The organism is Gluconobacter sp. OJA, assembly GCF_039638325.1.
Taxonomy (GTDB): Bacteria; Pseudomonadota; Alphaproteobacteria; order Acetobacterales; family Acetobacteraceae; genus Gluconobacter; species Gluconobacter cerinus.
Genome location: NZ_JBDIWI010000001.1, coordinates 1,379,323 through 1,401,568, shown reverse-complemented (window position 1 = coordinate 1,401,568; position 22,246 = coordinate 1,379,323). Strand labels below are relative to the sequence as shown.

The 22,246-nt window shown below is 52.5% G+C and carries 21 protein-coding genes and 2 tRNA genes; 11 read left to right on the top strand and 12 right to left on the bottom strand.

Annotation, left to right across the window (positions count from 1 at the left end):
• Nucleotides 1–3: 3 nt before the first annotated feature.
• Nucleotides 4–1,878: a hypothetical protein gene (locus tag ABDK75_RS06630; protein ID WP_346005291.1), complete on the top strand. Its 1,875-nt coding sequence runs from the start codon at nucleotides 4–6 to the stop codon at nucleotides 1,876–1,878.
• Nucleotides 1,879–2,075: 197 nt separating this feature from the next.
• A complete protein-coding gene (locus ABDK75_RS06625) occupies nucleotides 2,076–3,032 on the top strand; it encodes a glycosyltransferase family 2 protein (protein WP_339408234.1) in 957 nt (318 codons plus the stop codon).
• Between the two features lie 67 nt (nucleotides 3,033–3,099).
• Here the strand turns inward: ABDK75_RS06625 and ABDK75_RS06620 are convergent, their stop codons facing one another.
• Complete coding sequence (locus ABDK75_RS06620) at nucleotides 3,100–4,239, bottom strand: acyltransferase (RefSeq protein ID WP_346005290.1); 1,140 nt, start codon at nucleotides 4,237–4,239, stop codon at nucleotides 3,100–3,102.
• A 122-nt stretch (nucleotides 4,240–4,361) separates the two neighbouring features.
• Between ABDK75_RS06620 and ABDK75_RS06615 the strand changes: the two genes are divergently transcribed.
• Nucleotides 4,362–4,436 (top strand) — tRNA-Val (locus ABDK75_RS06615).
• 170 nt (nucleotides 4,437–4,606) lie between these two features.
• Here ABDK75_RS06615 and ABDK75_RS06610 read toward each other — a convergent pair.
• From ABDK75_RS06610 to ruvX, 6 genes are all read right to left on the bottom strand, one after another.
• Nucleotides 4,607–5,491 (bottom strand): NAD(P)-dependent oxidoreductase, encoded by an 885-nt coding sequence (locus ABDK75_RS06610; protein ID WP_346005289.1) that lies wholly within the window; start codon nucleotides 5,489–5,491, stop codon nucleotides 4,607–4,609.
• 17 nt (nucleotides 5,492–5,508) lie between these two features.
• Entirely contained in the window at nucleotides 5,509–5,898 is a 390-nt protein-coding gene (locus ABDK75_RS06605; protein ID WP_346005287.1) for a cupin domain-containing protein, read from the bottom strand.
• A 32-nt stretch (nucleotides 5,899–5,930) separates the two neighbouring features.
• Nucleotides 5,931–6,473 carry an Rrf2 family transcriptional regulator gene (locus ABDK75_RS06600; RefSeq protein ID WP_086633162.1) on the bottom strand — a complete coding sequence of 181 codons (543 nt, stop codon included), beginning with the start codon at nucleotides 6,471–6,473 and terminating at the stop codon, nucleotides 5,931–5,933.
• Between the two features lie 542 nt (nucleotides 6,474–7,015).
• A complete protein-coding gene (locus ABDK75_RS06595; protein WP_211508473.1) occupies nucleotides 7,016–7,201 on the bottom strand; it encodes a hypothetical protein in 186 nt (61 codons plus the stop codon).
• Between the two features lie 142 nt (nucleotides 7,202–7,343).
• The gene (locus ABDK75_RS06590) at nucleotides 7,344–7,583 is read right to left on the bottom strand and encodes a hypothetical protein (RefSeq protein WP_211502611.1); all 240 of its coding nucleotides are present in this window, start codon (nucleotides 7,581–7,583) and stop codon (nucleotides 7,344–7,346) included.
• A 640-nt stretch (nucleotides 7,584–8,223) separates the two neighbouring features.
• A complete protein-coding gene (gene ruvX / locus ABDK75_RS06585; RefSeq protein ID WP_211496788.1) occupies nucleotides 8,224–8,709 on the bottom strand; it encodes a Holliday junction resolvase RuvX in 486 nt (161 codons plus the stop codon).
• A gap of 67 nt (nucleotides 8,710–8,776) precedes the next feature.
• On the opposite strand from ruvX, the gene gatC reads away from it, so the two are divergent.
• The 4 genes from gatC (at nucleotide 8,777) to ABDK75_RS06565 (ending at nucleotide 12,189) form a co-directional block, all read left to right on the top strand.
• Nucleotides 8,777–9,064 (top strand): Asp-tRNA(Asn)/Glu-tRNA(Gln) amidotransferase subunit GatC, encoded by a 288-nt coding sequence (gene gatC, locus ABDK75_RS06580; RefSeq protein ID WP_064275348.1) that lies wholly within the window; start codon nucleotides 8,777–8,779, stop codon nucleotides 9,062–9,064.
• The gene (gene gatA, locus ABDK75_RS06575; RefSeq protein WP_211502612.1) at nucleotides 9,064–10,551 is read left to right on the top strand and encodes an Asp-tRNA(Asn)/Glu-tRNA(Gln) amidotransferase subunit GatA; all 1,488 of its coding nucleotides are present in this window, start codon (nucleotides 9,064–9,066) and stop codon (nucleotides 10,549–10,551) included. The genes gatC and gatA overlap by 1 nt, the downstream gene beginning before the upstream one ends.
• Nucleotides 10,548–12,005: an Asp-tRNA(Asn)/Glu-tRNA(Gln) amidotransferase subunit GatB gene (gatB, locus tag ABDK75_RS06570; protein ID WP_346005286.1), complete on the top strand. Its 1,458-nt coding sequence runs from the start codon at nucleotides 10,548–10,550 to the stop codon at nucleotides 12,003–12,005. The genes gatA and gatB overlap by 4 nt, the downstream gene beginning before the upstream one ends.
• A 92-nt stretch (nucleotides 12,006–12,097) precedes the next feature.
• Nucleotides 12,098–12,189, top strand: a tRNA-Ser gene (locus ABDK75_RS06565).
• 275 nt (nucleotides 12,190–12,464) lie between these two features.
• On the opposite strand, the gene ABDK75_RS06560 is transcribed toward ABDK75_RS06565, so the two are convergent.
• The 4 genes from ABDK75_RS06560 to ABDK75_RS06545 form a co-directional block, all read right to left on the bottom strand.
• The gene (locus tag ABDK75_RS06560) at nucleotides 12,465–12,692 is read right to left on the bottom strand and encodes a hypothetical protein (protein ID WP_346005285.1); all 228 of its coding nucleotides are present in this window, start codon (nucleotides 12,690–12,692) and stop codon (nucleotides 12,465–12,467) included.
• Between the two features lie 89 nt (nucleotides 12,693–12,781).
• Entirely contained in the window at nucleotides 12,782–13,108 is a 327-nt protein-coding gene (locus ABDK75_RS06555) for a hypothetical protein (protein ID WP_346005283.1), read from the bottom strand.
• A gap of 175 nt (nucleotides 13,109–13,283) precedes the next feature.
• A complete protein-coding gene (locus tag ABDK75_RS06550) occupies nucleotides 13,284–13,823 on the bottom strand; it encodes a hypothetical protein (RefSeq protein ID WP_346005282.1) in 540 nt (179 codons plus the stop codon).
• Nucleotides 13,824–14,067: 244 nt separating this feature from the next.
• Nucleotides 14,068–14,754 (bottom strand): S24 family peptidase, encoded by a 687-nt coding sequence (locus ABDK75_RS06545; RefSeq protein ID WP_346005281.1) that lies wholly within the window; start codon nucleotides 14,752–14,754, stop codon nucleotides 14,068–14,070.
• A gap of 173 nt (nucleotides 14,755–14,927) precedes the next feature.
• Here ABDK75_RS06545 and ABDK75_RS06540 point away from each other — a divergent pair, with 173 nt between their 5' ends.
• The 3 genes from ABDK75_RS06540 to ABDK75_RS06530 all read left to right on the top strand — a co-directional run bounded on the left by ABDK75_RS06540 (nucleotide 14,928) and on the right by ABDK75_RS06530 (nucleotide 17,882).
• Nucleotides 14,928–15,167, top strand: coding sequence for a hypothetical protein (locus tag ABDK75_RS06540; RefSeq protein ID WP_346005280.1), 240 nt, complete (start codon nucleotides 14,928–14,930; stop codon nucleotides 15,165–15,167).
• A gap of 291 nt (nucleotides 15,168–15,458) precedes the next feature.
• The gene (locus ABDK75_RS06535) at nucleotides 15,459–16,634 is read left to right on the top strand and encodes a DUF697 domain-containing protein (protein WP_346005279.1); all 1,176 of its coding nucleotides are present in this window, start codon (nucleotides 15,459–15,461) and stop codon (nucleotides 16,632–16,634) included.
• A 21-nt stretch (nucleotides 16,635–16,655) separates the two neighbouring features.
• Nucleotides 16,656–17,882: a GTPase domain-containing protein gene (locus tag ABDK75_RS06530; protein ID WP_211496793.1), complete on the top strand. Its 1,227-nt coding sequence runs from the start codon at nucleotides 16,656–16,658 to the stop codon at nucleotides 17,880–17,882.
• Between the two features lie 546 nt (nucleotides 17,883–18,428).
• Here the strand turns inward: ABDK75_RS06530 and ABDK75_RS06525 are convergent.
• Entirely contained in the window at nucleotides 18,429–19,421 is a 993-nt protein-coding gene (locus tag ABDK75_RS06525; RefSeq protein ID WP_346005278.1) for a WYL domain-containing protein, read from the bottom strand.
• Between the two features lie 166 nt (nucleotides 19,422–19,587).
• Between ABDK75_RS06525 and ABDK75_RS06520 the strand changes: the two genes are divergently transcribed.
• Nucleotides 19,588–22,215, top strand: a complete 2,628-nt coding sequence (locus ABDK75_RS06520) for a hypothetical protein (protein ID WP_346005277.1) — start codon at nucleotides 19,588–19,590, stop codon at nucleotides 22,213–22,215.
• The last annotated feature ends 31 nt before the right edge of the window (nucleotides 22,216–22,246 follow it).

The following is a 22,246-nucleotide window of genomic DNA, read 5'->3' as shown; positions in this document are numbered from 1 at the left end:
TCTATGCTCGATATCCGCACTTTCGGTCCACAGGGTGGAAACGTGCTCTACAAGGCGCTGGCCCACCCGCTAGCAGCCGAGGCGCTGACGCGCATGGAGAAGGCTTTCGCCGGGCAGACAATCGTCATTTACGACCCCGAAAACACCGTCCGAACACTGGTTGCCCTTTATCCGGGTCTAAAACCTTCTGTCGTGCTGGTTCATGATACCGAGCAGGTTGGCCAACCCGACGGCCTTGGTGGGGTGAAGCAAGCCCTTTTGGAACTGCCCGACACTGAAGCAAGTATTATTCTGGCGCTCTCGTTCGATGACGCGAAGATGCGCGGTCGTCTGGGCAAGCTTCTGAACGGGCGTACATTGTACACACTTGCCCCGGCACGCCTGCCCAATGATATGATCGTCCGTGGTCGCCCCTATCTCGACAAGCTCAATTTCGCGACAAATTTTGCTTTTTTCCGGGATGACGATCAGTTCTCCACACGGATCGTAACGGCCAACTACTGGTCCAATTATGGCTCGCAGGATCTGCGTTACTGGCTACGTCTTTATGACAAGTCCGGGCAGGTCATCGCCCAATGGGAGCAGCCCGTTTCCCAGTCTGGCGCAGGCATCACAATCGATAGCGCCCAAATCCGTGAACGTTTCAGCCTGCCGCCGTTTATGGGGCAGCTTTTCATTCATGTGATCGGTGCGCGCGGGCATGACGTCGTCAAGTACGCGCTGGATGTCTGGGGCAGAAACGGTGACCCAAGCCTGTCCGTCACGCATGACGCCAATGCCTGGCCATCTGTCCGTTATGCCACGCTACCGGCTCCGGAAGCAGATGAGACCCTTACCGTCTGGGTCCAGAACAGCCATGCCACCACGATCCCGGCGGGAGGCATTACCTTTAACCCCATGGGCGTGGAAGAACATCGTGGCGTTGATCGGGCGATCGGCCCGTTTGAGACCATCGCGGTCGATGTTGGAAAAATCTTTCCCGAACTCGCATGGCCTGCCCAGCTCGAAATGCGCGCAGGACGTCATCTGGTTCGCCCGCGCTATGAAATAACGCAGCGTGGACGCACACGCATTGCACACCTGAATATCGAGCGGGACAATATTCGCCCGGACCCAGCCATCAGAAATTTTGCACCATCGCTAGGCCGAGGCTTTCTGCTGCCTTTTCCCATTCTGGACCCTGCAAAATTTGAAAGCTTTATCCAACCCAACCCCATGTCCGAGGCACTGGAAACGCTTCCTGTGCGGCTGGATATTTTCGATGATGCCGGACAGCCGGTAGGCTCCCACTTCCTTGGAAATCTTCCGCGCAGCCACTCAACAGCCATCGCCTTGCATGACCTGACAGACCGGCCAGGGCATGCAGATCTGGTATATGACTTCCGAGACGGAGGGGAAGCTGACGGCTGGCTTCATGCGCTCATGCGCTATCGCAACCGAGAGACCGATCATGCGGCAGAAACCAGCTTTGGAGCGCACATCTTTAACACGCTCATGACATGGCGTTCCGAGCCGCAATCCTACTCCGGTCCACCGCCGGGCCTGACAACGCGTCTCTTCCTGAAGCTTGGGCATGATCATCTGCGTAGTTTCTGTTGCCTGATTCATCCCGCCTCAATTGAGGGGACGGATGAATCCGAAACGGTTCTGCTGCTTCATGCCGCTGACGGCACCCTGGTGGCCGAGACGGGTATCCGCATCCAGCCATCAGGCTCCTACATGGTTCGTCCCCATGAACTTTTTGAGAGCGCCCACCTGGAGCGAGCCGGTGTCGGTGGATATATCCTGATCCGCGATCTCACATGCCGCCTGTTCGGGTACCATGGCCTTGAAAACGGGGAAGGCGGCTTCTCCCTCGATCACATGTTCGGCTTCTAAACCTTTCAGGCCTCTTGTTGAGGAATGGGTTACGGTCCTTTCTTCAACAAGAAACACGGCGGCTTACGCTAGCTGACGAAACCATGTCCGTCCGCAGTGAACCCACTAGCTTCCATCGGCCTTTGAATTTTACGCAGAATAAATTTATACTTCTGTAAGATGATATTCCACACATTTTGAATATTGGTCCCATCTCAATGCTTTCCAACGCGCATCTCTCTTCTTCTCGCACGGTTGTTCTTGTGCCCTGCTATAATGAAGAAGTGACCATTCAGAAGGTTGTGCAGGATTTTCGTGCAGCACTGCCGAGCGCAGATATTTACGTTTACGATAACAACTCGACAGATCGCACAAAGGAAGTCGCCAAAGCTGCGGGAGCAATTGTCCGTACGGAGCGGATGAAAGGGAAGGGACACGTTATCCGCCGGATGTTCGCGGATATTGAGGCAGACTATTATATTCTGGTTGATGGTGACGCCACCTATGAGGCTGCAGCAGCACCCGGCATGCTTCATGCTGCCATGTCAGAGGGGCTGGACATGGTAAATGGTGCGCGCATAACAGACCGCGAAGCCGCCTATCGCCGCGGACATGTGTTGGGCAACAAGGTACTGACAGGACTGGTAACGCTCGTCTTCGGCCGTCGCCTCAGTGACATGCTCTCAGGTTATCGCGTATTTTCCCGGCGCTTCGTAAAATCTTTCCCGGCTCTTTCTGCAGGCTTTGAGACCGAGACCGAATTCACGGTCCATGCCCTCGAACTCGGCATGCCGATTGGGGAAATTCCAACAGCTTATATCGAGCGTCCGCCCGGTTCAGCATCCAAGCTGCGCACCTACTCAGATGGACTGCTAATCCTGAGAACCATCATCAATCTGGTGAAGCAGGAACGCCCGTTGATGTTCTTCGCAGCGCTCTCACTATTTTTTACCCTTGTCGGTCTGATCCTCGGAATTCCTGTCGTGGTGACTTACCTCAACACAGGGCTCGTCCCACGCCTTCCAACAGCGCTCCTTGCCACAGGCAGTATGATCCTTGCGGCAATCTCGCTGGTTTGCGGCCTGATCCTGGACAGCATCACACTGGGTCGACGCGAGTTGAAGCGTATGCATTACCTGTCATTGGCCGCACCTCCCTTGCTGGAAGAACAGTAAAAATAGCGTTCTGAGACAACTCACTGCGCGCGTTCCGAAAAGAAGCATATGAGCCGGAGGCGGACTATTAGCATCCCACTTCCGGCTGAACCGAACTTGTCACTCGGCTTTTTTGATAGATCCGGGACGTCAACGCTCGATCAAGAAACTTGGTAACGGGCTTGGTAAAGAGCCGCGAGACAGCTTCGCCCAGCCCCCAGATCACGATCAGGCAGACTGGATAGACAGTCCATCCATTGCTTTGCGGCCAATGATTATGCCTCCAGATCCGAACAGCAGCCATGACAACAAACATGTGGGTGAGATAGACCTCATATGACAGTTGCCCCATTCTACGGATCCACCAGCTCCATCGACCACCTTCAAATGAACGCCAGCCACAGGCCAAAACCAGCATGGCAATGCCTCCATAAAGGACGGCAAACCAGCCATCAGACAGCAGATGCCACCATGATGGCGGACCAAACATCTCTGACAGCATCATCAGCAAACCAATCCCCCCCATCGCAACAGGCCAGCTTCCGTTAGGACGAGACCGTGCTGCTGCAATTGCCATGAGAACACCCAGCGCAATGGTTCCCAAACCGGTCAGGGTGGCCTGCTCCCGCCAGATTTCATTGCCTTGAAGCGTTGCCTGATACACGGGTGCCGTTACAGCCAGCAGGAGGAGCACGCCCACACGCAACCACACATTCAATCGACAGAGGAACGGGAACAGCAGATAGAAAAGCTCTTCAATCGACAGGGACCAAAGGATCGTCCAGCCTGCAACACTCCAACCATGCCGGGCCTGCCACACGTTAAAATACAGCCCGAAAGCTGCCATTGCCGCGCCTAGGAAGCTCTGACCCGGCTTTGAAAAGCGATAATCTTCGAAGCCGACATAGTCGAGCACTCCCAGAACGCTCACAAGTAACACGAGGCAGGGAAGGATACGAATGGCGCGATGAATGAGGAACCTGACCGGCTGTATCCGATCCAAAGCACCAAAGGTCTGCGTAATTCGGGACGCAATCAGAAAGCCGGACAAAACGAAGAAGATGCTGACAGCCTCGCCGCCATTATAGTTCAGGCCCACCAGGAACCAACGCGGTAGAAAGCTGGCCAACCCCATATGAGAGAGGGGAATGCGTATTCCAATGTGATTACTGATCACAAAAAGAATTGCTGCTCCTCGCAGACAATCCAAAGCTGCATTCCGTTTCATTGTCGCTCCCAGTCAGACAAAATATTTCTGACGGCGCAATGAGTTCAAACAAAGGCGATGGCATGGCCAAAAAATCGTCTTGTCAGACTGTATCGCCACTGTTAAAAGCCCGCTCAACGAATGGGCGCGTAGCTCAGCGGTAGAGCACTGCCTTCACACGGCAGGGGTCACAGGTTCAATCCCTGTCGCGCCCACCATTCGAACCCTTTGAAAATACTTAATATTATTTACGCCAATTGGGCGAAAGGCCTGCATCGTTCTATTGGCTGGCCCATTTTCTTCCAAAACGGGCGCAGATAAATACCGTACCCTCATATCCAAATATGCGCCGGCAGCTCTAGCCTACAGTACTGAGCCACGGGGCTTTTCATGGACTAAACCCGAGCGCAGCCATAGCCTTACGATTGCAGGCGCCTGTCAGGCTATTCTGGTAATAGACGCTTTCTTCGCCCATCAGCAGAACAGCGTCCTTTTCAGTCATGCACGGCGGCACCGGTGCCCCGACCCATCGCGAATACGCCTTCAGCCAATTCTCGAACTGAAGAGGCTGACTATCAACGATATTGTAAATGCCAGGCTTGGCTGTAAGTGCTGATACAGTTACCTGTGCCGCATCATCTACATGAACAAAAGAGAATGCGCTGGCGCCGGCACCAATCAGTGAGACCTCACCACGGGCGAGATGCACACTAAATGCACCATCTGGCCAGTACCAAGTACCTGGGCCATAGAAAAAGCCGTATCGTAGCGTGATGCTCTCCATTGAAAGGGCGCTCCCGACGCGCGCTTCCAGAGCTGCATACATCCGAGCGCTTTCCCCGATATTCCCTGGCGCGCTAATTCTAAGAGAAGATGCTTCTGTCGCCAGGTCATGACCAGCGTCCAGATAAAAGCCGCAAGACTGCTGTATGTAACGCTTTACGCCATATGTTTGCGCCGCATCGAAAAGATTGCCGCCACCTTCAAGGCGGAGTTTTCGATCGATCGGGAGATGCTTTGGAAGATCAAAAGGACTTGCCGGGAGAGACGTAAGTTCATCAATCACGACGTCAGGGCGGAGCTTCTCGATTATTGCAAAGAGTGCCTCCCTATTGAGAGCATCAGCTTTGACTGCATGGGCTCCTAACACCTCGATAGCGCTCAGGCTTTCAGGCCGATGAGCCATCCCCCAGATGTCATGTCCAGCCTCTTTGAGGCGCGCAATCAAGCAGCGCCCCAGCGCTCCGCTCGCACCTGCGACAAAAATTTTCATAGCGAATATCCCGTAACTCAGTGCGCAGGAAAGACGAAGGGGGCCGCTTTGTCCTTGACGAAAAATGCAATGAATTTAGCCGGTTCGGTCTGACTGGCATTCCGCCCTACAACATGCACATCGTTGGGGCCTTCAAAAAAGGTCTGCCCCTCTTTCAAAGTGACTGGCTGCCCACCCTTAACCTGCATGATGACGCTGCCCTTAAGAATATAAACGAAGACAGATGCGTTATGCCTGTGGATCGGATCTGAATCTCCTGGCCCGTAGTCCACTGTAACCATGGCCCCTTCCTTTCCTGAAAGACCTGGCAGTTCGTGACTCATCAAAGGTGTGACTGTTGTCGCTGCATGAAGGGAGGAGGCCCAGATGCCAGCAGTTAAAACAGCCAGGACAGTAAATTTACGCACGGGATATTTCCTTTTTTGTTAGCTGAAACCGCTCAAGCACTGTCCGAACGACGCCTCTGCCGGACCTTGTTCGTCCTGCGGGTCTGAACACGCTCATCCAGCCAGGTCTGTGCCTCTCCAAGAAAAGGCGAGGGCGCCTTGTCCCGAACTGATTTGGCCAAATCGGCGAGGGATGTTTGGGCTAACTCCCGACGCATCGCCTTTTCAGCTCGCAGCATGACTGCATGAATTCCGCATACCCCCTGCGTCGCCCATCCAGGTGGGTTCTCGTCAAAGAGGGCGCAGCGTCCGCGGATTTCCTGACAATTAAAGAGGCGCTTTTCACCATCCACTGCGTCAACAATGGCCAAAACAGTGATCTCGTCGGCAGGTTTTGCCAACGTGTAGCCACCCTTCAACCCTTCAGCAGCATTGAGGAGACCAGCCTTTTCCAGCTTGGGCAAAAGCTTCGCAACAAATGCTGCCGGAATATTTTGAAGCTCCGCCAGATCGAGACTGCTGACAGGCTCAGGATTGTCGACAAGCCACAGGAGGCTGTGCAGGACGTATTCAGTGCTAGCGCCGTAAAATGACATACGCAGACCATATCTATCCGCGTTTTGATTCGCAAGATTTTCTCAAGTCGAAAATCCTAGGATTTTTTGGATTGTAATATGCTTGGAGAGAGGGGGAGAAGTATCACGAGACCGTGAGAAAATGAGGCTTATTAGCCTTACCAGAAAAAATATTTTGTCTATTGGTTCACGTGGAAGCATCTCATAAATACTGTGAAACAGTGCATTCCTCTTTCTCCCGTCGAAACAGCCAAAAGAAATTTTACTTTATGATTTTCGTTTTATCTGTGATTTGGGCCGCGAATTTTGGTCTCTGGATAACCTATAAATATATTATGAATCTTCTGGGCGGTCCTTACCCAGATCCGAACAGGCCGAAAAAACCTGTCATTTTCGGTTTTGTCTTTTTAACTCTTTGCATACCAGCAATTCTTCTACTTATATTTATTGCAGTCATTGGAGACTATATGATGATTAGAGGTCTATTTTAAATTTTTAGGTAAAAATACTCGAAAACACAAAAGAAAATCTTTACTCACAGAAGATAAGGTTTCTGCGAGGACTTATCGGATTAAGGAAGCCAGTCCATCAATTTTATCAGCAAGTGCAGCAATCATATGCTTGATATCATCAGGAGTTGAAGATTTATCGGCTGCGATGTTCAGGCGCTCCGCATCGCTTTGCAATTCACTCATCAGTTCGTGGATTTCTGATCCGATACCGTCTTCGTCGTTATCATTCCGCTGCATGACGTAACCCTCAGGTTTGTAAGGCACTAACGCGCGTTAGCAAGAGATGCCCAGTGACGGCTCTAAGAGCGGCCGTACAAAACAAAGAAAAGGGCCGCGCTACAAAAAGCCGCGCGGCCGCAGTCCCCTTCAGGAGAGATGCTTATTCTCCGTCGGTGGCTTCATCTTCTTCGCCGTCGTCGAAATACACTTCTTCAACGGTGATCACCAATGAGTCATTCTCGCTCAGCAGATCGGCGACAGCGTTTGCTTCGTCCTCATCTTCATAGAGCTCTGAGTCGCCCGGATCAGAAACCCACTTTTCTGTGGGGTTCCAGAATTCGTCGTCTCCGTTTTCGAGTTCACGGCGAATTAGGTAGCCAGCAATTTCTTCATCAGCCATTTTAGGGCCCTCCTGTGAGGAGAAAAGCTTATTTGAAAACAGTATCAATTGCCACAGCCCGAAAAACAGGATAATTTTGGTCCAAATTAAGGAAGGACCGAATTCATGTCTGACCCTTCATTGATAAAAGATGCGTTGAATGAGCGGATAAGCATTTCCCTTCATGCGGCAATGCTCGAAGTCTGTACGCGACATTCAGATCTGATGATTTTCCGAGAAAAACGCCAAATACAAGTCAATTTTTCATGGAAAGAATCATCAAAAAATATAATTCCAACGATAAATATTTCCGCAGAAATAATTAAGATAAAAAATATTTACCGATAAGGAAAATTATTATGAGATTGCTATTATTTTCTTATCTGTGAAGATTTATTTTCAATGGTTATGAAAATAAATCTCTACCTCATCAATAAAATAATTTTCTCGCCTCGGACGAGGCAATATCGTACTGTTTGACTATGACCGACCAAAGAAACATCGATGATACCGAAGACGAAATTGCTCTTGAAGCGACGGAGGAGGGAGAATCTCTGCTCTCCACCATTATGCTTCCGGTTTGCATTTTTGTTGGGATTGCCATTCTGGTACTTCTGGTTGGTCTAAATTTCATATAACTCAGACCAACCAGAGACATTTTTCACAAAAATGTCTTTTCAGAGCTACCCTTCGTCGCATCCAGCCAGCCTTGCAGCATGTAGGCGGCCGCCATTTTATCGACGACTTCAGCGCGTCGCCCACGCGTCATATCAGCGTCCTGAATAAGGAAGCGGTTGACCGCACTGGATGAGAGCCGCTCATCCCAAAGACACGCAGGAATACCCAACCGCTCGGAAAGAGCTGTTGTCCAGTCCGACGCTGCGCGTGCTGCGGGACCAAAAGATCCATCCAATGACAGGGGTAGACCGACCACCAGCGCCCCAACGTTCTGGCGCTTTGTAATCTCTGCCAACTCCTTGGCATTTTCCCCCAATTTCCGCCGTTTTAATCCCATAAATGGCGATGCGAGCATGAGAGAAACGTCTGTCAGGGCGACGCCGATCGTCTTCGATCCAGGGTCCAGCCCAAGGATACGCTGATCAGTTTGAAGAACATTACGGAGGTCTTGTGGATTGAACAGGGACATAACCCGGCGTTATGATCTGTCTGACGGCTGAAAAGCTACCATAATTTCCTCTTTTTCAGGAATGTTCATGTCGCTCGACGCGAAAACGGTCACGCGCATCGCCAGATTGGCGAGAATTGGTCTCGAACCGGGGGAGGTAGACTCTCTCGGGAAGGACATGGGTTCCATCATCGATTGGGTGGAACAGCTTAACGAAGTGGACGTCACAGATGTCCCTCCCATGATTGGCACAGGCCTCGCCACGCCACGCCTGCGGGAAGACCGCGTCACGGACGGCAATCGCCGCGATGACGTGCTGTCAAACGCTCCGGACCGTGAAGGTCCGTTCTACACGGTTCCGAAGGTGGTCGAATAATGTCCGGCATGCACGATTTTACGCTGGCTTCTGCCCGGGATGCCCTTAAGTCTCGCAAGATTTCCGCGGTTGAACTGACGAACGCCCACCTGGATGCCATCGAGCGTCTGGATGGTCGCCTCAACAGTTTCATCACCCGTACGCCCGATCAGGCTCGCGTAGCAGCCCAGGCTGCGGACGACGTTCTGGCGAAAGGTGAGGGCGGCGCACTGACCGGCATTCCGCTCGGCATCAAGGATCTGTTCTGCACGAACGGCGTCCGCACGACGGCGGCCAGCAAGATTCTTGGCAATTTTGTCCCGCCTTACGAAAGCACGGTGACGTCCAACCTTCTGCGTGACGGCGCCGTGTTCCTTGGCAAGCTGAACCTCGATGAATTCGCTATGGGGTCCGCCAATCTGAACTCAGCCTTTGGACCGGTAGAAAACCCCTGGAAGCGCAATGGCTCTGACGCCAAGCTGGTTCCGGGCGGTTCTTCCGGTGGCTCTGCCGCTGCGGTAGCCGCAGGTCTGGTCTTGGGCGCGACCGGTACGGATACGGGTGGCTCCATTCGCCAGCCGGCCGCCTTCACCGGCATTGCTGGCATCAAGCCGACCTACGGCCGCTGCTCCCGTTTCGGCACGATCGCTTTCGCAAGCTCGCTGGATCAGGCTGGCCCGATGGCCCGCAACCTTCAGGATTGCGCAATCCTGCTGGAATCCATGGCCGGGTTTGACGAGCGGGATTCCACAAGCGTCAACACGCCTGTTCCGAATTACGAAGCAGCGCTGACGCGAGGCGTCAAAGGCCTGCGCGTTGGTATTCCCAAGGAATATCATGCCCCGGGCATGCCAGCCGAAATCGAGGCCCTCTGGCAGCAGGGTATCAACTGGCTGAAGGCCGCAGGCGCAGAAGTGGTGGAAGTGTCTCTTCCGCACACGAAGTACGGCCTTCCAACTTACTACATCGCAGCTCTCGCAGAGGCATCTTCAAACCTTGCCCGCTATGATGGCGTGCGTTTCGGCGAACGTGTGAAGGGGGATTCCCTTGATGCACTGTACGAAGCCACCCGTGCCGCTGGCTTTGGCGAAGAAGTGAAGCGCCGTATCCTGATCGGAACACATGTTCTGTCGTCGGGTTATTACGATGCCTATTACCTGCGCGCGCAGAAGGTCCGTACACTGATCCAGCGGGACTTCCTGAATGCCTTCGAGAAGGTGGATTTCCTTCTGACGCCAACCGCACCGTCCAGTGCCTTCGCTCAGGACGAAAAGCCGACAGATCCGGTGCAGATGTACCTCAATGACATCTTCACTGTTCCAGCCAGCATGGCAGGCGTTCCTGCGCTCTCTGTTCCAGCCGGTCTGGACGCACAGGGCGTTCCGCTCGGCCTTCAGCTCATTGGCAAGTTCTTTGACGAAGAAACACTGATCGCAGCGGGACACGTCATCGAACAGGCAGCGTCCTTTACCCACAGACCCGCCATCCATGCAGGAGTGTCGGCATGAGCTATCGTATCACCGGCAACACCGGCGAATGGGAAATTGTCGTCGGGCTGGAAGTTCATGCCCAGGTCATCAGCAACGCGAAGCTGTTCTCTGGCGCCTCCGCCTCTTACGGCGGCGAGCCAAATACGCATGTCAGCCTGATTGACGCTGGTTTCCCGGGTATGCTCCCGGTTCTGAACCAGGAATGCGTTGCGCAGGCAGTACGGACCGGCCTTGGCCTGAACGCGCAGATCAATCTTTTCAGCCGCTTTGATCGCAAGAACTACTTCTATGCCGATCTCCCCACTGGCTATCAGATCAGCCAGTTTGCTCATCCCATCGTGGGTGAGGGCAAGGTGCTGGTTGATCTTGCGGATGGAAGTACACGTGAAATCGGCGTGACGCGACTTCATCTGGAACAGGACGCAGGCAAGTCCATCCATGATCAGGACCCAACGCGTTCCTTCATTGACCTGAACCGTGCGGGCGTCGCCCTCATGGAAATCGTCAGTGAGCCGGACATCCGCTCACCGGAAGAAGCCGGAGCCTACCTGCGGAAGCTTCGTCAGATCCTGCGTTATATCGATACCTGCGATGGCAACATGGAAGAAGGTTCCATGCGTGCTGACGTCAACGTGTCTGTGCGCAAGCCGGGCGAGGAGGGGTATCGAACCCGCTGCGAGATCAAGAACGTCAACTCGATCCGCTACGTCATGCAGTCAATCGAAGTAGAAGCACAGCGCCAGATCGAGATCTGGGAAGCTGGCGGCGAAGTCGATCAGGAAACGCGCCTGTTCGATCATGTCCGCAGCGAAACACGTTCGCTTCGGTCCAAGGAAGACGCGCACGATTATCGCTACTTCCCGGACCCGGATCTTCTTCCGCTCATCATCGAGCAGTCCTGGGTTGACGAACTAGAAGCTGCTCTTCCCGAACTGCCAGAAGCCAAGCGGGACCGCCTGGAGCGCGAATACGGCGTCAGTCGCTATGAAGCGAGTGTCCTGACCGCAGAGCAAGCTGTTGCAGACTTCTACGAGACCGTTGCAAAGGGTGCCGATGCGCGCCTTGCCACCAACTGGATGCTCGGAGACTTCTTTGCTGCCCTGAACCGCACTGGTCGCTCAATTGAAGACAGTCCGGTCAGTGCAGAAGGACTGCGTGAGCTGTTAAGCCTGATCTCGGATTCGACGATTAACGGCAAGATTGCGAAGGAAGTCCTTGAAGACATGGTAGAAACCGGCGAATCGGCTTCTGCTATTGTTGAGCGGAAAGGTCTTCGTCAGGTGACGGACACAGGAGCCATCGAAAGCTCCATCCGCGACATCCTGGCAGCAAATGCGGATAAGGTTGCTGAATTCAAATCCGGCAAGGACAAGCTTTTCGGCTTCTTTGTTGGCCAGACGATGAAGGCCATGAAGGGTAAAGGGAACCCGGCTCTGGTGAATGAAACCTTGAAAAAGCTTCTTTCCGAATGAGATAAAAAAATTGTTCTTAAGGGGTTTGACGGCGAGGCCGTTCCCCCTTAAGAACGCCTTCACGAACGCAGTATAAAAACTGCTTTCCACGCGGAGGGGTGGCCGAGAGGCTGAAGGCGGCGGATTGCTAATCCGTTATACGATGTAAGTCGTATCGTGGGTTCGAATCCCATCCCCTCCGCCATTCTATATATCCCATAATAATTCGTAGCGCTTTTAGTGTCGTAGAGCTGGTATTTTCCCGTCATTTTATTCGCTCTGTGATAGCCCTTAAGCTCATGCAGCGTCGGGGTATATATTGGGGTATCGGATGCTGACGGATATTCAGCTTGCGTGGCCTTAAGCCAGCAGAAAACCTTACAGACATGCTGATACGGGGGCTTGTTCATTTTCGTACAGCTCAACGGCTCGCAACGACGACGCATGAAGTATCGCCTCGGCGCCTACGTCGATTGTGCCTCAGGAGACGACGGCTGACGCCGCGTCGGTTCCGCCTGCGGCAAAAAGAAAGCCGCCTGCGCTGACAACGGTCCCAAGGACCCGCCCGCCTGCCATGACATATTCGTTGCCACCAGGCCCCAGTTGAATATCCGAGGTGCTGGCCCCGGAACCGACATAGACGCTGTCACCATCACCGATCGTGACAGTGTTCAAAGACTGACCTGAGGACAGAAAGGTATCGGACATGGAGAGCAACCTTACATTTGGGGCGTGAAGGCGTCATGTTTCAGGGGAGGCATGTCATCAGACGTCGTCCGACGCGGTTCAGAGCCGGATTATTGATGGACGAGGACGGGCGTGCAGTGGGGGGGGCTGACACTTTGGGGGGGCTCTGTAAGCAGGCCTGGCGTCATGAGCGCAGAGCAGGAAAAGACACGTCCACGCACGGTTGTGGCTGTATAGGACAGTTGCTGACCGCCCAGTCCGTCGGGGCTGGTGGCCTGAACATTGCTGACTGTCAGTTCATCGGAAGAGGCCAGTCCGATCATCTGTGCTGTTGCCGCCTGAAGCGGCACGATCGCGTCATTGGGCTGCATCTGTGTGCAGCCTGCCATCATCAGCAAACCAGCCAGTGCGAGGGGATATTTTGAGGGTGTGTTCATGGGCGTGTGTTCCTTTACTTATGTCCGACAGAAATGAGGAAAACCATTTCGAAACCGGACCATTTGACTGTGTGGGCGCGTTCAGGCAGCAGGCCTTGGGAAGGATCCGGCTCTGCCAATCCTTGTGTCTGGAAACTCAGGGTCTTTGAGATCTGATGGGCCGAAAAGCGTCAGGTCAGGTGTCAGGACCTTCGGGCGGGGACATCTGCGTCTGATCCTGCGAGATCGCCTGCACCTGTTCGTTCTCGATATGCGTAGCCCGCCAGAGCAGGGCCGGGGCGATCAGGAGAAACACAGCGCCGATGGCGGGCGTGAAATAAAGCTGGACGGTCGAAAAGAAGAAGAAAAAACCGCTTGTGGTCGTCTGGGCGGATTGCAGGAAGATGTAGATCCTGACCAGGCAAAACAGGGACAGCGCATAGCAGGCGCGATCGCAGTAATGACGTGGGACATTGAAGCTTGCCCGTACCCGGCTGAGGGTGGAGGCTGCGAAGGCGGCAATCGTGATCCAGAGCAGGAAGCCAAGAACATGAAAGCCGCTGAAGCCAATCTGCTGATAGGACGCCATATCGCGTTCGACATGGCGGTGGGCACAGGGCAGAAGTCCGGCCAGAATGACACAGATCACGGAGGCGATCAGGAGGTCTTCAGGCCGCCGTGCAAAGAGCACAAGCCGCTCTTTGATCTTCTCGAAGTCGATATCTTTCTGGTCCATGACGCTCTCCGAAACAGACGTTCCGCATGCTCTCGTGAAATGGCGAAAGGGCAGGAGGAGCGTTACAGCTCGGTCAGCGGGTAGGGGAGAGAGAGAGGATAACGGACATGGCGGCCTCCTGAGATACCCGATGGGGCGGTAAATCTCAGGCCATAATAGGCGACAAATCGCCTTAGTCAATGATTATTCGTATATAGAATGGCGCGATTAATCGCACAAGACGTTTCTATCTGTCTGGCCAAGCCTAACTGACCAGTGGTCCGCCTGACCAGATCACTTCTCCCAGAAGTGTCAGGGCCTGGGCTTCGTCTGGTGAGAGATCCTGCGGGGGATAGCGATCATGATCGGCGAGTGCGCGGATCCCGCCGCCCAGGCGTCGTTCAAGGCGACGGATGAGGATGTTGCCCTCGACGCGTAAGGCAAAGACAGCACCGCCCTGAACGTTGATGCTGGACGTATCGATCATGCCGAGGTCGCCCTCCCGCAGGGTGGGTGTCATGGCATCGCCCGTCACGCTGATCAGTCTTAATCCGGTCGTCTCACGTGCGACGGTGGCTTCAAGCCAGGCTTTGCTGACGCGCAGACCCTCATCGCGATCATCGATCCAAGGGATGACAGTCTGGTGGCCGCCACGCGTCGGGGATTCAGAGGAGCCTGCTGCATGAGACGCTGTGATGGGGGCATCCCCAACGCCGAAAGCAAGCCAGTCCAGGGAGACGCCACAAACCCGGGCGAGGGACGCGACAGCGGACAGCTTCATCTCACTACCGCCCATATAATCCCTCAGGGTCGTATAGGGGACGCCTGCGGCCTTGGCAGCGTGGGTGATGCCGATGCTTTGGGCGGCTTGACGCAGGCGCTCGCAGCGCTCGCGGAGGAGGGTGAATTGGTCATCCATGTGGGGGCGCTTTCGGGGGCGTAATCGGGCCATACAGACATCCTGAACCAGAGATGTCTGTATTTAGGCGAAAATACGCTTGAATATATAGTCGGATAAACGTATGTTTCTGCATCAAACGGTGACGCGGAGCCTCGTAGGTCATCGCGGGATGCTCGCATATCCCGACTGTTCTGTCCGAGGGGTTTTCATGACCGACGATGCGCATGGCCTGTCCCTGTCCTCTCACCGAGACCCTCGACTGGAGGAGTTGCACGCAGGGTTGGTTGCATGAGGTGGTGCGACTGGTGGAACTCGAGCATTATCTGCTCCGCGGCAGGCTCGATGGTCTGAAAGCCGAGAGTGAGGCGGCCCATATTCTGGAAGGCGTCATTGTTCTGGGCGCCGTGCTGAACCAGAAGCTCGCGCATCTTCTGGGGATATGCCGGGAGGTCGGGCGGCTGTGACACTTGCGCGATAAGAGCAAAGATTGGTGGAATACGCGATCTCTGAACGCGACAGTCTGACACTTACTAGGCGTTGAGGTGGAAACGTGTGCAGATTACGAGCGTGAGCCGTAGGGCGAATGGTACTCAAAAAATGTCGCTTGGGGGGGAGCGGTATGTCTGCTGTTAGACAACGAGAGTAGAAAGCCGTCATTCATATTATCGACCTTCATGCCAAGTAAAACGTAATTTTGGCGACAAACATTCTCGAAAGTTTTTGTGACATAGATTGTCATTCAGGCGATTATCTGATTGAATCCTGTAACGGAAAAGAATTTAGGTGAGTGCTTCATTGTGGTAAAGTCTATTCCATCTGCAGATTCTATACTGAAACTCAAGGATGATGCCCTTGGTTTCTGGGATGAAATTTCCAAAAAGCATAAGAAGGCTAATATCCTTATCTGCGGCAAGACCGGTGTCGGAAAAAGCACTCTCATTAATGCCGTTTTCCGGGACAAACTGGCCGAAACTGGTATTGGACGTCCCGTCACGCAGAAGCTCAGCGTGGTTAGTGTCGATGGTGTACCTCTGAATATTCTAGATACTAAGGGCCTTGAGCTTGAAGACTATCAAGTCATTCGCGACGGAATCATCAACGAGGTTCGTCGTCGACGCGGGCATGATGGTGATGACTACGTTCATGTGGCCTGGCTGTGCATTGCTGAACCAGGAAAGCGTATTGAAGATGCTGAGTTTCAGCTCGCCTGGGATCTGCACGAACTTGGAGTGAAGGTCATTGTCGTTCTGACGAAATCCCATTCCTTTATTATGGCCAATGAGTTCGTTGCCATCGTGAAAGCTAAGTTTGAAGGGCTCGCACACGCTGTGGTTCAGACCCGGGCCATTAAAACGCCTCGTTATGACGATGACGAGAATGTTGTGGGCGCTTACAATATCCGTGGCATCGACGAACTTATCCATGTGTCCTACGAGGTTATCCCGGAAGCCCAGCAGCAGGCATTTGCCAATGCCCTGAATATCGAGACCAAAGAAGGCCTTCAGAAAAAGAAGGAGGAAGCAGCCAAAATTATCACTGTCTCCAGCGCTGCGGCAGCTGCTATTGGAGCGACCCCCATTCCTTTCTCAGACGCAATTCTGCTGTTCCCGGTCCAAGCCACGATGATTGTGAAGATCTCGACTATATTTGGGATGTCAGTCACAAAAAGCAGCGTTCTTCCTGTCCTGACCACTCTGATTGGCTCTTCAACTGCCACACTAGTGGGCAAAACAGTCGTGACCGGCATTATGAAAATGGTTCCGGGTCTTGGTTCGTTCATTGGAGGAGCCCTGTCGGCCACAGTTGCCAACCGTCTAACGTCTGCTATGGGCTCGACCTATGTAGATGTATTAGTGAGCTTGACTGAAGAAGGCCGTCCGCTGGAACTAGGGGAAGCCCTCAATGCCCTCAAAAACAAGATCGGTCTGTAAGGGTTTTAGGAATATCAATTTATGACTGACGCCAAAGTCGATAATGGTCTGAGCGATGAAGCGCGAAAAACCCTTGAGGACTTCCAATTACAGACACGGGATTTCTACAAGAAATTTCTGGCGGGCAACAATGCTGCCAATATCCTGATTTGCGGCAAGACGGGGGTGGGTAAAAGTACCCTCATTAATGCTGTTTTTGGTGATCATCTTGCCAAGACGGGAATTGGACAACCTGTTACCCAAGGCATTGAACTCATCGAGAATCCCCCCAACCCTATCCGTATCCTCGATACAAAAGGTTTGGAGCTCGCGGATTACGCAACGATCCTCGGCGGAATTATCGACGAAGTGAAACGTCGTCGCGGTGCAGACCCGGACGACTATGTCCATGTGGCATGGCTTTGTATCAGCAATGATTCTGCCCGTATTGAAGATGCTGAAATACGATTGGCAAAAGCTCTGACTGACCTTGGGCTAAAAGTCATTGTGGTCCTGACAAAGGTTCGGCTTTTCAAGGACAAAAGTTTTTTGGAGCAGGTCGAAAAAATCCTTGGTCCTTATGTCGCTTGCATCGTAATGACCAGAGGGCTGGCCTACGAAGAAGAAGACGAAGAGGCCGAAGGTGATGACGGCAATCCAATTGTCCATAGGTATAAAGTCAAGGGCCTTGATGACCTCATCTCGATGTCTTATCGTTTTATTCCAGAAGCCCAGCGTCAGGCTTTTACGAATGTTATCTCAGGCCTGAACAAAACAGCAAAAGAACTCAGGGAAAAAGAAGCCCGTAGTTTTGTCGCCAAATTCAGCGCAAATAATGCTACAGCACTACGTGCAATAATTCTGCAAAACAAAGCGGACGAAGCAGATATTGTTCCGTCCATTATTTCGGCTATGTATATCAGGATCTGTTATATATTCGGCGTTGCAAATGACGGGAATGATGTAAAGCAGGTTGCCAAGCTCGTCACAACCCATCTTCGAGAGCATCGAGAGAAAGCTGAAGCATCAAACGGTAATACGTCCATCTTCACACTTTTCTTTTTCCCTTTAGCATTTTTCTCCTATTTGTTCCGGGCGAGCGGGCCAGAAACTGGGCAGATTCAGGAGCTTCTTTCACAGGCTGGGAACCAGCTCATTGATACCATTTCGAACATGGTTCAGAACAAGGAAGAAACCACTATCAGAAGCGTTTTCCTGAGATTCGGAGACGCCAGTCTCAAGGTGCTTTCTGCTCCTCCATCAAATTAGTAATATTCCTTGAATCAAGTATTTTGAATCGTTCTGGCACGAGCCCATCGTTGGGTGCGGGGCCTTAATTACGTCTGGCTTCGGAAAGGCACGAAATTCGATCGAACGGCCAGCATGAAGGCGTAAGCGGACCGGGTGCTTTCGCCTACTTTTTGCCGTTTCCGAAGGCCGATCTTGTTTCTCGCAAGCAGACATCGGTATCAGCCATCTTTTGCTTCATCGCGGTTTATCAGAACTTTACCAGATCAATACTTCCAAAAGATGAGTAGCGCCTTGTTTATCAGTTCATCGGCGAACAGATCGTTATCTATGTGATTACTGCTGTCCGGAAAATCGATAATGAGATTTATGAATTAACTTCGAAACTGACAGAGTAAACTACTTTCTTGGTAAAAATCCAGCTTCAGCCTACACACCGGATATACAACATGCCGACATGCTTCCGCCTGGCGGAATTCGGAAAACCTTGTAGAAAACCAGCGAGACGCCATTAATCCCAATAATGATGCTCCTATCCGTCCAGGTCAAACCTTATATCGGTTGGCCTCACGGCAAAGCTCGAAACCCCCTCTGATAACCAAGAACCATTTGACGCAGCGTTTCCGGAGCGAGAACCTCGACAGACTCCCCCCAAGAATAAAGATGCCACGCCATTTCAAGATGGCCTGAAGCCTTAAATTTCACAATCAAAGAACCGTCTTCAGTTGTCTCGGTTGTCTGGTTCGGATGAAAGACGTAGCGCCGTGCGTGTTCTGCTGCCTCGGGGCGAAAACACCAGACAACCTCTCCGAACTCAGCATCATTTATGAAAGAACCAAATCCACGTTCCGCATGTTTTTTCAAATCGAAATCAGGATCGATTTCGAATGCATGATCAAGCACTTTGGCTTCATGGAGTTCTTCCACGCGAAAGTGTCGTATCTGTGCATCCATTCCTTTTTTTACATCTCGAGCGACAAGATAACGGCGCACTCCTAGAAGTAAGCCATAGGGAGCCACAATTCGTTCATGCGGCACATCTTCCCGATGTTTTTGATAAAGAATACGAAGCAGATTTGGCCCCTTAAGTGCCTCATAAATCGCTTTGATTACATCGTCTGCTGCCGCTGGACGAGGACCCGGACGAGTAGCATATCCGAGCATCTCAAGCACCGCCTCTTTATCAACATCCAGACGCGTCCGCTGAACTGGCGGGACAAGAGCGTTGATTTTGCACTCAAGATTTCGAACGCGTGCAGCCTCGTGTTTCATTCCAGCACGATCAAGCAGTGTCACAGCTTCTGATAGCGCTATAAGTTCGTCTGACGAGGGCGTAAGTAACGGTGCAATAGTCCGTACCGCCATCAGCCATCGCATACGGCGATCCTGTCCTTGGATGGATACAACCTGAGGAAAAATAGCCTCAAGGGCCGAAGTCATGCGTTGAGCGGTCCTATGGGAGCAACCAAACGTTTCCGCGATCTCTTCGAGAGCAACGCCCCCCTGCTTGGTGGCCATCATAGCCAGTTGGAGGATATCCTGCGCCTTTGCGAATGACATACAGCTCTCATGACAGATTTTGACACCCTATCAAGATATAAGGTCTCTCAAAGGGCGAAAGCAAGGGTTCTCTTTGTGTATCCATATGCTACGCTTTTGCATCAAAGGGTTACCATTAGCACAGCATGTATCACGTTTACATGTTGTAGAAAGGGCGTGTGAAAGTATGTCGGCTGTTCCAGATCAAAGTCCGTCTGTTTTCCAAGAACTCTCTGGGCGTTACAGAGAGGTGCTGTTTTCGAGCGTCATTACTAGCTTCGGTCTGGACGCCCTGCTATTTAGCAATGATGAAGCGAACGGCCATGTGGACACAATCCACAACGTTGCCAAGAGCGCGAAAAATGGTGAAAATCCGACGTTCAAAAGAACGAAACATGCCGATGCATATGCCAGACGCGGAGAATACGAAAGCGCGCAATATCACTCTGATTCCGCATATATTGCCAAAGGCAAAGAGTGGAATAAAGAACGCGATGCTGGCAATTTAAGGGATGCTTACACAGGCAAGACTATAAAACCTGGCGACAAATATGACCGTGACCATGTGGTTGCAGCTAAAACAATTCATGACGATCCACGGAGAGCCTTGTCTTCTCTGAATGGAGTGGATCTCGCCAACCAAAGTAGCAATCTTCAACCGACAGATCGCTCAATAAACCGCTCTAAACAAGCCGACTCTGCTGAAGTATTTCTTATAAGACTACAAAAACAGCGGGAATCAAATCTTGCCGAAGCCGCAAGCCTGCGAAAGTCAATTGTGGACGGCTCCGCTCCTGATGGCGCAGAAAAGAAACTTAAATCGCTCGAAGCCAAACTAGTTGTTGATGAGACAAAACTGAAAGAAGCGACGCACAACGCAGAGAGGGCGATGTCACGGCAACACAACGTCGCTTACTATACGAGTAAGGACTTTATTGGCGCTACATCCAAGCATGCTTTAGCTGCCGGTTTTAAGATGGGTGCCAGGCAGGGACTAGGCGTGGTTTTGCTCGAACTTTCAGTCGCTGTGCAGGAAGAATTCCCATCACTTATCCAGCGATGGCAGCAAACACCGACCTGGAAGGAAAAGCTTGATCTGAAACCCATTCTCGAACATGTGGCCACCGTGCTCCGCAACGCATGGGAGCGCATAAAAGGGAGATTGAGTCACATCTGGAGTGAAATGAAGAGCGGCTTTACCGCTGGCGTGCTCTCTGAGATCGTGACCACGATCATCAACATCTTCACCGGCACAGCCAAAAAAGCCATGAAGATGCTGAGGAGTTTCTGGAGCGCGATCGTCACTTCTCTCCGCATCCTTATCTATAATCCTGACAACCTCGGCCAAGAAGAAAAACTCGCTGCTGTAATGCGCCTTCTGTCCATTGCCGTCGGTGCGGTAATTCAGCCGATCATCTCCGAGGCGATCGACAAGCTGATCATGACATACGCTTCCGTGTTGCCGGGTTTTCTGCGTGAGGTTCTGTCGGAATTCGCAGGTGCAGCTGTTGGCGGGATGATCAGCGTAACACTCGCTTATGCAATCGACAACTCGCCACTCGTACTAAAAGTAGTCGAAATCGCGCACAAAATCGCCGACTTCACGGATGCTACCTATCAGAAGATCGCCCATATCACCGGAATTTTCTGGCAGAACCTGAAGAGCAGCATTGACACCCTAACTGACATTGCGAACTCTCCTGCCGTCGATCTTGCTGCTTTCGTTGCGTGTCCTCCCCTCGGTGTGGCGCTTTATTTCAACCGTAGGCTTAATCGCATCGAAACTACTTTGAGCCGCGTGGAACAAGGACAGGAACAGATAAAAAACAGGATTGAGAGCCTCAACTCGACTATGCGAACAGGCTTCGCGTCAGTCGAGCGTCTGGTTCGGGAAAATACCGCGCTTTTACATTGCGTCATCGACGGCCAGGAACGTCAGATGACCCTGCTGGCTGAAATCAGGAACCAATTACGTTCTGGTTTCGCAGAAATGCATGACACCATCCATCTCGCCAAACTAGAAGGCGTCGAACTCAGTGCAATTCGGCAGCTTCAGGAAAATCTGAATGAGCTGTTGGCAAACTATCGCGACTGCGCCGCCATCTTGGAGCGAGGTGAGTTTCCACTGAAGCGTGATCTGGAAAAAATTGAGGAACTGGCAAGTTCACTTATCGGTAAATTCCAGACGCGCTTCAATGATCAACGTCCCGGTTCTCCGGCTCGCCTGCCACTCCTGACTGGAATGACCTTTGCACTCAGCACATGGCGCGACGCCCGGAACGCACTGGGCGACGGGCTTGAGATGTGTTTCCAGCGCGCGCGCGTTTTCGCGGAACTGGCACTTCGAGAACTTCATGCTTTGACCGGGTGCGCTACCCTCTGGGAGCTGGCTCAGGAAAACTCGTGGCTGACTGGCCAGTATATTCTGCTCCGCCGCACGCTCATCAAGATGCCTTCCTCCCAGAGGACTTTCGAGATCGATACGGACGACAACCTCGTCCCCGCCACCCTGTCTTTTACGCTGATCGGCTGGAACGACGGTCTCCAGCGCGCAAGGGATCTGATCGAGTACGCCAAGGCGGAAGAGCCTCTATCTGTCTTGCCGGTCAGGACATTCGACGACAGACACGGCTGGCAGAAGCTAATGGGATTGCCGAGGGGAACGAACGTGAATGAAATTCCGATGACGCAACTCCGTCACCGTCTGGGCATCCCCGCAGAAGTCACTCTTGGTGCCTCCGCTCTTGAACTCATGCGCGAAGCGCCTGCGTTGATCGAGAACAACCGTCTCGCTCTTGCCCAAGCGTTTTCCTGACCGACACATTCTTTCAACACAACTTGGAAAT